Genomic DNA, 13,522 nt, shown 5'->3' with positions numbered 1-13,522 from the left:
ATGACAGTGAACGTCCTGTTTTCCGCGCGCCCCGAACTGTGGCCCGTGTATGAACCACTGCTGTCGCAGTATCTGCAAGAGGCGGGAGTGGACTTCCATCTGGCTACGAACGTTCCTGCGGATCAGGTCGACTATGTTGTCTATGCCCCAAATGGAGGTCTTGCGGATTTCACTCCGTTTACCCGCCTGAAAGCAGTGCTCAGCCTTTGGGCTGGGGTCGAGACTATATCGGAAAACAAAACCCTTAAGGTGCCGCTGGCCCGAATGGTTGATCACGGGCTGACTGAGGGCATGACCGAATGGGTGGTTGGGCATGTGTTGCGATACCATCTGGGGATGGACGCGCATATCACGCAACAGGACGGTACGTGGACACCCGAGGCACCTCCTTTAGCCTCACAGCGCAACGTGTGCGTTTTGGGTTTGGGCGCGCTGGGTGAGGCATCCGCCCGAGCACTGGCGGCGCTGAATTTCGACGTCTCCGGTTGGAGCAGGACGCCCAAAAACATCCCCGGGGTGACATGTTTGCACGGTGCAGACGGATTGCGCACTGCGCTGTCAAACGCCGAGATCGTTGTACTTCTGCTACCCAACACCCCCGCGACAGAGAACATTCTGAACGCAGAAACACTCGCTCTGTTGCCAAAAGGCGCAAAGATCATCAATCCGGGACGTGGGCCTTTGATCGACGACGACGCACTGCTGGCGGCTCTGAACTCTGGTCAGGTCGGCCATGCCACGCTGGACGTATTCAGGGTAGAACCATTGCCGCCAGAGCATCCTTACTGGGCAAACCCCCACGTCACTGTCACGCCGCACATCGCGTCGGAAACCCGACCGGTCACTGCTGCGCAAGTCATTTGCGAAAACATCAGGCGTGGCGAAACAGGTGAACCGTTTCTGCATTTGGTGGACCGTCAGTTGGGATACTGACGGCCCTAATGGCTTAGGCTGAGATCAGTCCGCGTCCTTTCAGCAACGCATCTACGCCCGGCATGCGTCCCCGAAACGCCAGATACAAATCCTCGGCCTCGCGTGAGCCGCCGGTCGACAGAATGATGTCCTCAAGGGCTTTGGCGCGTTCCGGGTCAAACGCCCCACCGGCCTCTTCGAACGCGGCGAATGCGTCGGCGTCCATAACTTCGGACCACATATAGCTGTAGTAGCCCGAACTATAGCCGTCGCCCGCAAACACATGCGCGAAGTGCGGCGTTGCATGTCGCATGCCAATGGCATTAGGCATCCCGATTTGCGACAAAACCTCGGCTTGCTTGGCCATCGGATCAGCCGGTGCATCACCGTCATGAAAGGCCAGATCCACCAACGCCGAGGCCACATACTCGACCGTCTGGAAACCCTGATCGAAATTGGCGGCGTTCAACACTTTCTCCAGCATTTCCTGAGGCATTGGCTCACCGGTTTCGGCGTGGGTCGCGAATTCGGCCAGAACCTCTGTCACCTCCAGCCAGTGTTCATACAGCTGGCTTGGCAACTCGACGAAATCGCGGGCTACCGAGGTGCCCGAGATGCTCTCATAAGTCACATTCGACAGCATCTGGTGCAGAGCGTGGCCGAACTCGTGGAACAGAGTACGGGCATCGTCATAGGACAACAACGCCGGATCACCTTTCGCGAAGTTGCAAACATTGATCACGATTGGCGCCTGATCCTTGGGGTACTTTGCCTGCCCGCGCATCGCACTGCACCATGCGCCCGAGCGTTTGGACCCGCGCGCGAAATAGTCACCAATGAATACCGCTACGTGGCGACCGTTCCTTGTAACCTCCCATGCGCGGCAGTCGGGGTGGTAGAGTGGCACGTCCAACTGCGCAAACTCCAAACCGAACAGGCGGTTGGCGCAGGCAAAAACGGCCTCGATCATTCGGTCCAACTGCAGGTACGGCTTTAGGGCGGCTTCATCCAGATCATGCTCGGATTTTCGCCGCTTCTCGGCATAGTAGCGCCAATCCCACGCCTCAAGCGGGCCGTTGACGCCGTCCTCCTGCATCATCTGCGTCAGGATTTCCGCATCGGCATCGGCCCGAGCCCTGGCAGGCTCCCAAACCTTCATCAACAGATCACGCACCCGGTCCGGCGTGCGGGCCATCTCGGGTTCCAGTTTGAAATCGGCAAAGCTGCCATAACCGAGCAGCTTGGCTCGTTCTTCTCGCAATTTCAGGATTTCAGCGGCGATTTCACGGTTGTCTGTATCCCCACCATTTGCCCCACGCGCGGTCCAGGCGCGATAGGCTTTTTCCCGTAAATCCCGACGGGGTGAGAATTGCAAAAACGGTACGATCAGCGATCGCGACAGCGTCACCACTGGACCTTCCGCGTCCTTTTCCTGACCTGCGGCCCGAGCAGAATTCACGACGAATTCCGGCAGGCCCTGCAAGTCACCTTCGGCCAGATGCATGTACCAGTCACGTTCATCCGCCAGCAGGTTTTGCGTAAAGGACGTACCCAAGGAAGCCAGGCGCGACTTGATTTCTTGCATTCTTGCGTCCTCATCGCCCTGCAGCGCAGCACCCGCGCGAACAAAACCACGATGGCTGAGCATCAGCACGCGGGCCTGCTCGTCATTCAGGCCCAGATCATCACGCCGATCCCAAAGCTCGGCCACGCGGCGAAACAACGCCTTGTTCGAAGATATGCTCGAGAAATGCGCGGCTAGCTTGGGTGAAAACTCACGCTGCAACTCTTCCCGTTTGGGATTGCTGTCGGCCCCGGCAACTGTGAAGAAGACCGCAAGCACCTTGTCCATCTGCTCACCTGCTGCCTCCAATGCTTCGATTGTGTTGGCAAAGGTAGCGGCGTCCGGATTTGCTGCAATCATGTCGATCTGAGCGTTGTGCGTCTGCAAAGCCTGCTCGAGAGCAGAGGCATAATCCTCATCGGATATTTCAGCAAAAGGCGCTATTTCGAAGGGGGTATTCCAGTCGGACAAGATTGGATTGGTCATGCATGTCTCCTTTGCCTCTATAGCTAGGCAAGGTCGACCGGATGATCCAGAGTGCCTGTTGCTTTTGACAGTCTTTTAGTCGGCTGTGCCCCCGCAAACCGGACAAGCTGCACGGCGCGACAGAGTAATCTTGCGACTCTCTCCATAGAGCGCATCGTAGATCAACATCTCACCACGCAGTACCTGTCCGGCGCCGGCGATCACCTTGATGGCCTCGACCGCCATCATCGATCCGACCACACCGGGCAGAGGACCAATCACACCTGCCTCGGCGCAAGAGGGCGCAAGACCGGGGGCCGGAGCCTCGGGGAATATACATTGATAGCACGGGCCGTCCGTTGCCGGATCAAAGACGCTCAGCTGCCCTTCCCATTGCGACAGTGCGCCAGAGATCAGCGGCTTACCAAGTGCAACCGCCGTCCGGTTTGCCAGATAGCGGGTGTCGAAATTGTCGGTTCCATCGAGAACCAGATCGAAATCCGCGAAAAGGTCGGCAGCGACCTCTTCGGTCAGGCGACGATGGTAAGGCAGGACTACCACGTTCGGGTTCTGCGACTCCATCGCCTGTTGTGCAGAAAAGACCTTGGGAATTCCGATGTCGGTGTCGCGATGGATCACCTGGCGTTGCAAATTGGCGTTTTCGACCACGTCATCGTCGATCACACCAATAGTGCCGACACCAGCTGCCGCCAGATATTGCAACGCCGGAGCGCCCAGACCCCCGGCGCCGATCACCAGCACCCGCGCCTGTTTCAGACGTTTCTGACCCGGCCCACCCAGTTCGCGCAGCACAATATGCCGTGCGTAACGTTCCAATTCCGTTTCGGTGAACTGACTGGCTGGCATAGCGGCTTCCTTCTCCGGGATCGGCGCGGCGCGGGTGCGCAAGGCCTTCAATACCCTGCCATAAACCAAAGCCAACGCGGCAAAGCCACACAGAATCAACCACAGCGCGGCAGAACCGCCAGTCGCCTGACGCAAAGGGTTGCCATCGGGCAGCACCAGTTGCGCCAGTATGACGCCCGCCAAAAGCACCGCGACAGACACGGTTCGCACGGATCGGGTTACGCCGGCAATATATCCAATGCCCCATAATCCGGCGCAAAGAAGCAGGACCAGAAGCATCAGCCGCGTCCGGTAGAGCCGAACCCGCCAGCCCCGCGTTGTGTCTCGCCCAGGGTTTCGGACAGTTCGAACTGTGCCTGCACCACTGGCGCGACGACCAGCTGAGCGATACGCTCTCCATGAGTGATTTCGAAGGCTTCTTGCCCCGCGTTCAAAACGATCACACCCAGAGGGCCGCGATAGTCACTGTCGATGGTTCCGGGCGTGTTCGGCAAAGTAATGCCGTGCTTCAGCGCAAGACCGGACCGAGGCCGAACCTGAACCTCATATCCCATCGGGATTTCGATCCGCAGGCCCGTGGGTACCAACGTGCGCTCACCGGGTTGCAACGTGATCGAAACCGCGTCCGGCAGGTTAGCCCGTACATCGGCCCCCGCTGCCCCGTCGGTCTCATACGAAGGCAATGCCACCGATGGGTCAGCCCCTTCCTCGCGGGTTACACGGATTGCTACCATCGTTCTTCCTCTGAGTGTTTATTGGGTAAGAGTATCGGCGATCTTGCGCGCCAGCTTGTCTGCCACAGCATCCTTGCCCATGCGCGGCCATTCCTCGGCCCCGTCGTCGGTGATCAGGATTACCGCGTTTTCCGACCCCCCCATGATCCCTGTCGCCGGGCTGACATCATTGGCAACGATCCAGTCGCACCCTTTACGCGCCCGCTTGGCGGTTGCGTGATCGACTACGCTGTCGGTCTCTGCAGCAAAGCCTACCACCAGCGCAGGCCGACCCTTTTCCATCTGCGCGACGCGTTTCAAAATGTCCGGGTTCTCGGCGAATTCCAGTGTTGGCAAACCATCGCGGCTTTTCTTCAGCTTTTTGCTCGCGGCAGTGGCCATGCGCCAGTCCGCCACTGCAGCCGCAAAAACACCTGCATCGACGGGCAGTGCAGAATCGACTGCATCAGACATCTGTTGCGCTGTCTCAACCCGAACGACCTGCACACCCTGCGGCGGGGGCACATCGGCGGGACCGGTGACAAAAACCACGTTCGCGCCCAGTGCGGCCAGCGCACGCGCAACCGCCGCCCCTTGCGCGCCTGAAGAGCGGTTGGCGATATAGCGCACAGGGTCAATCGGCTCATGCGTCGGGCCGGAAGTCACAAGCACACGTTTGCCGCTGAGTGGACCTTCGCCCAGTGCGGCCTCAATTGCAGCCACGATCTCCAGAGGTTCGGACATGCGCCCCGGTCCGTATTCACCACAGGCCATGTCGCCTTCGTTGGGGCCGACAAATCGCACGCCGTCCGCCTGCAACTGCGTGAGATTGCGCCGCGTTGCCGGGTGATCCCACATGCGCACGTTCATCGCGGGCGCGCATAGCACCGGCGTGTCCGTTGCCATCAGCAAGGTCGAGGCCAGATCATTGGCCAATCCCCCTGCCATCTTGCCCATCAGATCCGCTGTAGCTGGTGCCACGACAATCAGATCGGCGGATCGGGACAATTGAATATGGCCCATCTCCGCTTCATCCGTCAGGTCGAACAGATCGCGATAAACCTTTTCTCCGGCCAGAGCCGATACCGACAACGGTGTCACGAATTCCTCTGCCGCGCGAGTCAAAACCGGTGTAACCGAGGCCCCCCGCTCTTTTAGCCGCCGGATCAGATCAAGCGACTTGTAGGCCGCGATCCCGGCACCGATGATCAGCAGAATGCGTTTGGATGCCAGCATGTTCAGCCCTTCCCGTTCCGGTCGGTCCTGACATTAGGCAACGCCACCGGGTAGTTCCAGCAGTTAATTCTGTGTCTCGAACGCTTTGCAGGGGTCTTCACGTTCCACTGCTGGGCTATCAATCACAGCATCGAATTCTCCGTGCACAACCCCATCCTCGGATTGACCGAGAACAAAGACTTTTAAGCCCGGGCGCAAGCGAGACAAAAACGTAGGAATACCCCGATCCTTTCGAGCATGCCCGTTGCCGGTGATTACTGCAACCGGGCCACCAGTTTCTTCTTCGGCGCGCAAGATTGCCCGTGTCAGCACAGCGTCGCGTAGTCGTTGAATGGCCACTAGTTGAGGCAGCGTTTCAGCAGGAATCGCGTCGCAGTGCGCAGCCAGCTGATCCGCTTCGCGGGCCGCCTGATCTTCGGTCGCCAGAGGCACGGTCAACCCATAGCTCGCCGCATCAGCCCCTAATACCGTGGCTGCCCCGCGCTCCATTGCTGCGCGGGCTGCTTTACGCGGCACCAAGGCACCATAAACCGGGGCCTCTGAAGCTTGAAACACCGGGTAATACATACTGAGCGGCGGCCAACCAGACTCGGCCCAACGCAGAATTTTCGATAACTCTTCGGGATTCGACGCCGCCTTTTGCGCAAGGCGCTGAGCACCTTCTTCTGTAACCATCTCCCAGACAACGGCGGACGGCGCGATGGCTTCGATCGCCTCGGTCTGCACCAGGTGATGCTGGGGATTGTCGTGAATCTCTCCCAAAATCACGACATCCGCCGCTTGCATGGACGTGATCACATCATCAGGGATGAGTTCGGCGGAAAGGCCCGGCCGCATTGCTGCGACGAGAAACCCGAAGGTAAGCACCAGATTCGCAATATGTTTCATGCGAAGAAGTGTTGCACCTCGCGCGATTGGGCTTCAAGGTTCTTGCGCATTTTTGCGAAAGCCGCTGCCTCTAACTGGCGTACGCGTTCTTTCGACAAGCCAAGTTCCTGCCCCAGACTTTCCAATGTTCTAGCGGGTTCTCGCAGCTTACGCTCGCTGACAATAAACCGCTCGCGTTCGTTGAGTGCTTTCATAGCGGTAATCAGCCACTCACGCAGCTGCCGGTTGTCATGGCTGTGCTCCACGGCTTCGGCAGCTTGTTCACGATCATCTTCCAGAGCGTCGATCCACTCACGCCCGTCCTCGTCCGTCGACTGCACCGCGTTCAAAGAGAAATCAGACCCGGCAAGCCGGCCTTCCATCATTTCGACATCGCGCAAGGGCACACCGATCTCGGCGGCAATCATCTGATGCAACTGATGACGGTCCAGCTCGAGCCCGTCTGTGGCAGCCTCACGTTCAAGCCGCGCCTGCACCCGGCGCATGTTGAAGAAAAGTGACTTCTGGGAAGACGTCGAGCCAGTCCGAACCATCGACCAGTTGCGCATCACATAATCTTGAATGCTGGCTTTGATCCACCAAACAGCATAGGTCGAAAACCGAACGCCCCGGTCCGGGTCAAACTTGTCGGCAGCTTTCATCAGACCCAATCCGGCCTCTTGGATAAGATCGTTCATCGGTGCGCCATAGCGTTTGAACTTGGCCGCCATCGATATAGCCAAACGCATGTAAGCTGTAATCAAACGATGCAGAGCCTGCTCGTCCCTCTCATCGCGCCAAGCATAGGCGAGCCGCAATTCAGTTTCCGCATCCAGAAGCTCGGCCTTCATAGCCTGCCGGGACATCGAAAAATCTCTTGGGTTGTCCAGTGCCATGCAACTCTCCCCTTTACATCGGCGCGGGCCGGGCTTGCCATGCCGACTTGTGGTCGATACGCAGAACAAAACCGGGTGGATCACTTGAAAGGTAATAATAGTGCATCCTGAATTAACCTTTGTCATGGGTGGCGCTGCATCAGGAAAGTCGGCCCTTGCCGAGCAACTTGTTGTTTCAACAGAAAAAAAACGTGTTTATGTCGCAACATCACAAGTGCTTGATGATGAAATGCGGCTAAAAGTTAAGCAGCATATTGCACAACGCGGCGCTGGCTGGACCACGATCGAGGCTCCTTTCGACCTGGTGCAACCGCTTTCAGAACTGACATCAGATGACGTTTGTCTGATTGATTGCGCGACAATGTGGCTGACCAATCACCTGCTCGCCGAACATGACCTGAAGCAGGAGCAGGCAACATTGATGGACGCACTGAAGTCCTGCGCCGGGCAGATCGTGATTGTCTCGAACGAGGTGGGCCACGGAATTGTCCCCGAGAATGCCCTGGCCCGCCGGTTCCGCGAAGCGCAGGGACGTCTGAATATCGCACTGGCGGCGCAGGCCGAGCTGGCTGTGCAGGTTACAGCGGGGCTTCCACTTGTACTCAAGGGACAACTGCCATGACACGGCTGCATCTGGTCCGCCACGGGCCGACCCACGCGAAAACCATGGTCGGATGGTCTGATCTGCCCGCAGACCTGAGCGACCGCGCGGCGTTGGACCGTTTGCACGCGCATCTGCCGTCCGATGCAGTGGTCGTATCCTCTGATCTCTCACGCGCGGCTGACACGGCTTCCGCCATTCAGGGCGGGCGACAACGTTTGCCGCACCATCCGGACCTGCGTGAGATCAATTTCGGCTCATGGGAACAGCGAGCATTCGTCGAAATCGAGGCCGAGGACCCAGAACTGGCCTTTGCCTACTGGGATAACCCCGGCGACGTGCGCCCCCCTGAAGGCGAAAGCTGGAACGAAGTATGTGCCAGGGTCGATGGCGTGATAGATGCCCTGATTACGCAACATTCTGGTCGGGACCTGATCGTGGTTGCCCATTTCGGCGTCATTCTGACTCAGGTACAACGCGCGCTTGGCTTGGATGCGCTACAAGCACTGTCACATCGGATAGACAACCTGTCGGTGACAGAAATCACCCATCACGGCAACCGGTGGTCAGTGGGCCGCATCAATCACTGTCCGTGATCTGACTGCGCACAATTCTCTGATTTACGGATACAGATCTCTCCGACATCGTTGGTTCATGACCTATGATCTTTATATCGGTGACCGCCTGTTCTCCAGCTGGTCGTTACGCGGCTGGCTGATGCTTGAAAAGTTCGCTCTGCCGTATCGCAGCCAAATGATTGGCCTTTATTCCGGCACTATGGCCGAGGATATGAAACCTCTTGCACCAGCGCGCCTGGTCCCTGCCTTGCGCCTGCCTGAGGGTACTGTTTTAGGGGAAAGCCTCGGCATGGCAGAAACACTGGCCGAGCGACATCCCGATGCTGGCCTTTGGCCTCAGGACCCGGCGTCTCGGGCAACCGCCCGTTGGCTCTGCGCCGAGATGGTGGCCGGTTTTACCGCCTTGCGCGGCCAGTGCCCTATGCAGCTGCAAAAGTGTTGGGACGGGTTTGTACCCTCACCCGAGACCCTTGCCGATCTTGACCGGATCGAAACTCTCTGGGCCCACGCGCGATCAGTTTCAGGGGCAGCAACTGGGCCGTTGTTCGGCGCCTATTCTCTGGCCGAGATATTCTATACCCCTGTTGCCGCGCGGATCATCGGCTATGGGCTTCCCGTATCAGACCCCAACCGGGCTTACTGCCTTGAACTTTTGTCAGACCTTTCCGTGCGACAATGGCGAGCGATGGGCTTGACCGTGTCCTACGATCCGTTTCCTCACCCTCAGGATTTGCCTTCCCAACCCTGGCCGGTTGGAGGAGTGTCACGGGCCAAACCAGTGTCCGACGGGCAATCCGAAAACACAACTTGTCCCTATTCCGGTAAGCCCGTGAAAGATCTTCTCGAGTTAAACGGACAAATCTGGGGCTTCTGCAACCCGTTCTGCCGCGACAAAACTGTCGCTGACCCGGATGCGTGGCCAAAATTCGTCGCAATGACCGGCGCCGTTAACGCTTCTTAAACCGCAACCATGGCAGCAACGACCTGTTAACCAAGAACAGGATCGCCATGGTCTCCCGCGCCCACACTGTTGCTTTTCAAGGGGTAGATGCCTGCCCGGTTGAAGTTCAATGCGCCGTGTCACCAGGTTTGCCTGCTTTTTCGATTGTGGGCCTTCCGGACAAAGCGGTCTCTGAAGCTCGCGACCGGGTCCGTAGCGCGCTTAGTTCCATGGCTATCGCACTGCCTTCAAAACGCATCACCATCAACCTGTCGCCCGCCGATCTACCGAAAGAAGGCAGCCATTTCGACCTGCCCATCGCCGTTGCACTGCTTTCGGCGCTGGAAATCATCCCGTCGGATGCCGCCGAGGGGGCAGTGGCCTTGGGAGAGTTATCACTGGACGGCTCGCTAGTTCCCGTAGTGGGTGCCCTACCCGCCGCGATGACAGCGGCAGCGGAAGACCGTGCCTTGCTTTGCCCTCGATTATCCAGTGCCGAGGCTGCGTGGGTCGACGCTACACAAGTTATCGGCGCAGGATCACTTGGCGATGTTGTGCGCCATTTCACCGGCCAGTCACCACTCCCCGCGGCAACACCCGGCGAAGTCGACCTTGCCCCAAGCAACCGAGATCTGCGAGACGTAAAAGGGCAGGAACGCGCAAAACGAGCGATGGAAATCGCAGCCGCTGGTCGGCACCATATGATCATGATCGGGACGCCGGGATCGGGGAAGTCCATGCTGGCTGCACGTTTGCCGGGCATTTTGCCCCCTCTGACACCGATCGAGGCATTGGAAACGTCAATGATACAATCGCTTTGCGGCTTGCTGGACGAAGGCGGCATCAGTCGATCCAGACCGTTTCGGGAACCACATCATACAGCTTCGATGGCGGCTATTGTTGGTGGGGGCAAAGGGGCCAAGCCAGGCGAGATTTCGTTGGCTCACAATGGCGTTCTTTTTATGGATGAGTTTCCGGAATTCCCACGCACGGTTTTGGAAACTCTGCGCCAGCCGATAGAGACCGGCGAGGTCATGGTGGCCCGCGCCAATGCCCATGTGAAATATCCCTGCCGGTTCATGCTGGTGGCCGCGGCAAACCCTTGCAAATGTGGATACCTAACTGACCCTGCGCGCGCCTGTTCGCGTGCCCCGGGATGCGGGGAAGATTACTTGGGACGTATCTCAGGCCCGCTGATGGATCGTTTTGATCTGCGTATCGAGGTTCCTCCGGTCGGGTTCACCGACCTGGACCTCCCCCCTTCCGGCGACAGTTCAGCCATGGTTGCGGCACGGGTAGAAGAAGTGCGGCAAATACAGGCGGCACGGTTCGTAGACATTCCCGGAACCCGCCATAACGCGGATATGGAAGGAAAAATGCTGGAAGAAATTGCAGCTCCGGATGCCGAAGGCAAAGAGCTACTGGTAAAAGCCGCGGAAAAGTTCGGGCTGTCGGCCCGCGCGTTTCATCGCATCCTGCGGGTCGCACGTACCATCGCCGACCTTGAGGGCAGTGCAGACATACGCCGCCCGCATGTGGCCGAGGCGCTGAGTTTTCGGATCAGCGCCCGTGTCGCAGCTTAGACTCTGGCTTCGATAGCATCCCAGATTTTGCACGCAATATTAACGCCGTCGAACCGCTCCAGTTCTTGAATGCCTGTGGGTGAAGTCACGTTAATCTCGGTCAGATAATCTCCGATCACATCGATCCCGACGAAAATCTGACCCTTTTCTTTCAACAGTGGTCCGATAGCGGCGCAGATTTCCAAGTCCCGTTCGGACAGCCCAATCTTTTCGGGGCGTCCACCCACATGCATGTTCGAGCGGGTTTCGCCTTCGGCCGGGACGCGGTTGATCGCGCCGACAGGTTCGCCATCCACCAGAATGATACGTTTGTCGCCGTTGCGAACATCAGGCAGGAATTTCTGCACGATCAGAGGCTCGCGCGAAAACCCGGTGAACAGCTCGTGCAAAGACGTTAAGTTGCGGTCAGCTGCATCCAAGCGGAAAACCCCAGCACCGCCATTACCGTAAAGCGGTTTCAGGATGATGTCGCCATGCTTTTCCTTGAACGCCTTAATGGTCTGCAGATCACGCGCGACAGTTGTCGGCGGCGTCAGATCGGGAAAGTCCAGCACCAGCAGCTTTTCCGGGTAGTTACGCACCCAGAAAGGGTCGTTCACCACCAAAGTCTGCCCGTTCAACCGATCCAGCAGGTGGGTCGAGGTAATGTAATGCATGTCAAAGGGCGGATCCTGCCGCAGCCAGACCACGTCGAACTCGGCCAGATCCACTTCGCGCTCGGGACCCAGCACCGCCGGATCACCGGGAACGCGCTGAACGGTCATGTCCTGCCCGCGCGCCGTGATGCGGCCCTCCTGATAGGCCAATTGGTCCGGTCCATAGAAAAACAGCTGATGACCACGCGCCTGCGCCTCTTCGGCCAGACGAAATGAACTGTCGGCATTGATATCCACGGCCCCGATTGGGTCCATCTGAAAGGCGATTTTCATGGCGCGTCCCTCGTTTTGACGCCTGATACATGGCTCAGCACGTCCAAGGGTTCAATGCCGTTCAGACCTGTCCGAAGGCGTTTTCGATGATTTGGACCGCGCCCTCAGCATTAACGAGGGCCGCGTCAAAGCGCACATTGGTCAGTTGCCCCGTAGATTCGTGTTCGAGAAACTGGGCAGCCGAAGCGCAAATTCGATCCATCTGCCGCCGGCTGATACGGACCGCAGCCTGATCGAAACTGGCGCTTTTTTTAACTTCGACGAACACCAACCCATCCGCATTACGCGCAATCAGGTCGATTTCACCGCCGACACCGCGCCAGCGTCGATGAACAATAGTAAACCCCCGCCGTTCGTAATCCGCGGCCACACACGTTTCTGCGGCCTGCCCAGAGTGAAAAGAAATCGAACCCTGAGCAGATCGTCTGGTCATGTCATCCCTTCCCCAGCTTCAGAGCCTTCTGGTATATGGGACGGCGCGGAAGGTCGTACATTTCTGACACAAGGTCAGCCGCATCGCGCACGGAATGGGTTTCCAGGGCTCTTTTCAAAGCCTGTTCTACGTCAGATTCGTTAACAGAGGGCGAATGGCTACGGTCCACCAACAAAACGATCTCGCCTTTGACAGATGCGTCCTGAAACTCGGTTGCCAGTTCATCCAACGTACCGCGTCTGACCTCTTCGAATTTTTTCGTGAGTTCCCTGCACACCGCCACCTTTCGGTCAGAACCCAGCACTTGCGCCAAATCTGCAAGGCACGCCGCGACGCGCTTGGGTGATTCGTAAAACACAAGTGTTCCGGGGATATCTCGTAGCGCTTCAATCCTTGTACGACGCGCACCGGAAGCGTTGGGCAGGAACCCTGCAAAAAAGAATGCATCTGTCGGAAGTCCCGCCAAGGTCAGCGCCGCCAGCGCAGCCGAGGGACCGGGGGCGCAGGTGACAGCGTATCCCGCCTCTGACGCTTGTTTACCCAGATCATATCCGGGATCTGCAATCAGCGGCATACCGGCCTCGGACGCGTAGGCGACGGATTTCCCCTGTTCCAGAGCTTCTATGATCTTGCCGCGTGCACCGGCGCCGCTGTGATCGTGATAGGCTTGAATGCGCCGACCTTCCAAAGGGACGCCGTGAATCTCCATCAAGCGACGCAGACTGCGGGTATCCTCGGCAGCAATCATGTCCGCCGAGGCCAGCACATCCAGTGCCCTGAGCGTGATGTCGCGTGCCGTGCCGATCGGAGTGGCCACGAAATACAGACCTGCGCTCAATCTTACCTTTTGGAAATTCAAAGCTGGACCCTCACCGCGTGACGTTTATTATCGCGGCTCAACATAATAGCAGTTGCTTTGGCCGCTGGATCAGGGAGTT

The 13,522-nt window shown here is 58.2% G+C and carries 14 protein-coding genes; 5 read left to right on the top strand and 9 right to left on the bottom strand.

Annotated features, from left to right (window positions below):
• Entirely contained in the window at positions 1–933 is a 933-nt protein-coding gene (locus AC2TCY_RS16400) for a 2-hydroxyacid dehydrogenase (RefSeq protein WP_480848957.1), read from the top strand.
• 13 nt (positions 934–946) lie between these two features.
• Here the strand turns inward: AC2TCY_RS16400 and AC2TCY_RS16395 are convergent, their stop codons facing one another.
• From AC2TCY_RS16395 to AC2TCY_RS16370, 6 genes are all read right to left on the bottom strand, one after another.
• Positions 947–2,962, bottom strand: coding sequence for a M3 family metallopeptidase (locus tag AC2TCY_RS16395; protein ID WP_480848956.1), 2,016 nt, complete (start codon positions 2,960–2,962; stop codon positions 947–949).
• A 75-nt stretch (positions 2,963–3,037) separates the two neighbouring features.
• Positions 3,038–4,087: a HesA/MoeB/ThiF family protein gene (locus AC2TCY_RS16390; RefSeq protein WP_480848955.1), complete on the bottom strand. Its 1,050-nt coding sequence runs from the start codon at positions 4,085–4,087 to the stop codon at positions 3,038–3,040.
• Positions 4,087–4,542, bottom strand: coding sequence for a dUTP diphosphatase (dut, locus tag AC2TCY_RS16385; protein ID WP_480848954.1), 456 nt, complete (start codon positions 4,540–4,542; stop codon positions 4,087–4,089). The genes AC2TCY_RS16390 and dut overlap by 1 nt, the downstream gene beginning before the upstream one ends.
• An 18-nt stretch (positions 4,543–4,560) precedes the next feature.
• Positions 4,561–5,757: a bifunctional phosphopantothenoylcysteine decarboxylase/phosphopantothenate--cysteine ligase CoaBC gene (coaBC, locus tag AC2TCY_RS16380; protein ID WP_480848953.1), complete on the bottom strand. Its 1,197-nt coding sequence runs from the start codon at positions 5,755–5,757 to the stop codon at positions 4,561–4,563.
• 63 nt (positions 5,758–5,820) lie between these two features.
• The gene (locus tag AC2TCY_RS16375; RefSeq protein WP_480848951.1) at positions 5,821–6,645 is read right to left on the bottom strand and encodes a ChaN family lipoprotein; all 825 of its coding nucleotides are present in this window, start codon (positions 6,643–6,645) and stop codon (positions 5,821–5,823) included.
• The gene (locus AC2TCY_RS16370) at positions 6,642–7,520 is read right to left on the bottom strand and encodes an RNA polymerase factor sigma-32 (protein ID WP_480848949.1); all 879 of its coding nucleotides are present in this window, start codon (positions 7,518–7,520) and stop codon (positions 6,642–6,644) included. The genes AC2TCY_RS16375 and AC2TCY_RS16370 overlap by 4 nt, the downstream gene beginning before the upstream one ends.
• A 100-nt stretch (positions 7,521–7,620) precedes the next feature.
• Between AC2TCY_RS16370 and cobU the strand changes: the two genes are divergently transcribed.
• Genes cobU through AC2TCY_RS16350 form a run of 4 tightly spaced genes read left to right on the top strand, consistent with a single transcriptional unit; the run spans position 7,621 to position 11,222 of the window.
• Positions 7,621–8,142, top strand: a complete 522-nt coding sequence (gene cobU / locus AC2TCY_RS16365) for a bifunctional adenosylcobinamide kinase/adenosylcobinamide-phosphate guanylyltransferase (protein WP_480848948.1) — start codon at positions 7,621–7,623, stop codon at positions 8,140–8,142.
• Positions 8,139–8,717 (top strand): histidine phosphatase family protein, encoded by a 579-nt coding sequence (locus AC2TCY_RS16360; protein WP_480848946.1) that lies wholly within the window; start codon positions 8,139–8,141, stop codon positions 8,715–8,717. The genes cobU and AC2TCY_RS16360 overlap by 4 nt, the downstream gene beginning before the upstream one ends.
• 58 nt (positions 8,718–8,775) lie before the next feature.
• Positions 8,776–9,660, top strand: coding sequence for a glutathione S-transferase (locus AC2TCY_RS16355; RefSeq protein WP_480848944.1), 885 nt, complete (start codon positions 8,776–8,778; stop codon positions 9,658–9,660).
• 47 nt (positions 9,661–9,707) lie between these two features.
• The gene (locus tag AC2TCY_RS16350; RefSeq protein WP_480848942.1) at positions 9,708–11,222 is read left to right on the top strand and encodes a YifB family Mg chelatase-like AAA ATPase; all 1,515 of its coding nucleotides are present in this window, start codon (positions 9,708–9,710) and stop codon (positions 11,220–11,222) included.
• Here AC2TCY_RS16350 and gshB read toward each other — a convergent pair.
• The 3 genes from gshB to rsmI all read right to left on the bottom strand — a co-directional run bounded on the left by gshB (position 11,219) and on the right by rsmI (position 13,443).
• Positions 11,219–12,151: a glutathione synthase gene (gshB, locus tag AC2TCY_RS16345; protein WP_480848941.1), complete on the bottom strand. Its 933-nt coding sequence runs from the start codon at positions 12,149–12,151 to the stop codon at positions 11,219–11,221. The genes AC2TCY_RS16350 and gshB overlap by 4 nt on opposite strands.
• A gap of 61 nt (positions 12,152–12,212) precedes the next feature.
• On the bottom strand, positions 12,213–12,584 hold the full coding sequence (locus tag AC2TCY_RS16340; protein ID WP_480848939.1) for a YraN family protein: 372 nt from the start codon (positions 12,582–12,584) through the stop codon (positions 12,213–12,215).
• A 1-nt stretch (position 12,585) separates the two neighbouring features.
• Positions 12,586–13,443 (bottom strand): 16S rRNA (cytidine(1402)-2'-O)-methyltransferase, encoded by an 858-nt coding sequence (rsmI, locus tag AC2TCY_RS16335; RefSeq protein WP_480848937.1) that lies wholly within the window; start codon positions 13,441–13,443, stop codon positions 12,586–12,588.
• Positions 13,444–13,522 lie beyond the last annotated feature (79 nt).

The organism is Ruegeria sp. HKCCD7181, assembly GCF_057221055.1.
This window is presented reverse-complemented; position numbering and strand designations above follow the sequence as displayed.

What these genes read in the sequence shown, in the direction of transcription:
- AC2TCY_RS16390 (WP_480848955.1), bottom strand. Translation starts at nt 4,087, where the DNA reads ATGCTTCTGGTCCTGCTTCTTTGCGCCGGATTATGGGGCATTGGATAT.
- gshB (WP_480848941.1), bottom strand. Translation starts at nt 12,151, where the DNA reads ATGAAAATCGCCTTTCAGATGGACCCAATCGGGGCCGTGGATATCAAT.
- AC2TCY_RS16355 (WP_480848944.1), top strand. Translation starts at nt 8,776, where the DNA reads ATGACCTATGATCTTTATATCGGTGACCGCCTGTTCTCCAGCTGGTCG.
- AC2TCY_RS16350 (WP_480848942.1), top strand. Translation starts at nt 9,708, where the DNA reads ATGGTCTCCCGCGCCCACACTGTTGCTTTTCAAGGGGTAGATGCCTGC.
- AC2TCY_RS16395 (WP_480848956.1), bottom strand. Translation starts at nt 2,962, where the DNA reads ATGACCAATCCAATCTTGTCCGACTGGAATACCCCCTTCGAAATAGCG.
- coaBC (WP_480848953.1), bottom strand. Translation starts at nt 5,757, where the DNA reads ATGCTGGCATCCAAACGCATTCTGCTGATCATCGGTGCCGGGATCGCG.
- AC2TCY_RS16340 (WP_480848939.1), bottom strand. Translation starts at nt 12,584, where the DNA reads ATGACCAGACGATCTGCTCAGGGTTCGATTTCTTTTCACTCTGGGCAG.
- AC2TCY_RS16400 (WP_480848957.1), top strand. Translation starts at nt 1, where the DNA reads ATGACAGTGAACGTCCTGTTTTCCGCGCGCCCCGAACTGTGGCCCGTG.
- AC2TCY_RS16375 (WP_480848951.1), bottom strand. Translation starts at nt 6,645, where the DNA reads ATGAAACATATTGCGAATCTGGTGCTTACCTTCGGGTTTCTCGTCGCA.
- dut (WP_480848954.1), bottom strand. Translation starts at nt 4,542, where the DNA reads ATGGTAGCAATCCGTGTAACCCGCGAGGAAGGGGCTGACCCATCGGTG.
- AC2TCY_RS16360 (WP_480848946.1), top strand. Translation starts at nt 8,139, where the DNA reads ATGACACGGCTGCATCTGGTCCGCCACGGGCCGACCCACGCGAAAACC.
- AC2TCY_RS16370 (WP_480848949.1), bottom strand. Translation starts at nt 7,520, where the DNA reads ATGGCACTGGACAACCCAAGAGATTTTTCGATGTCCCGGCAGGCTATG.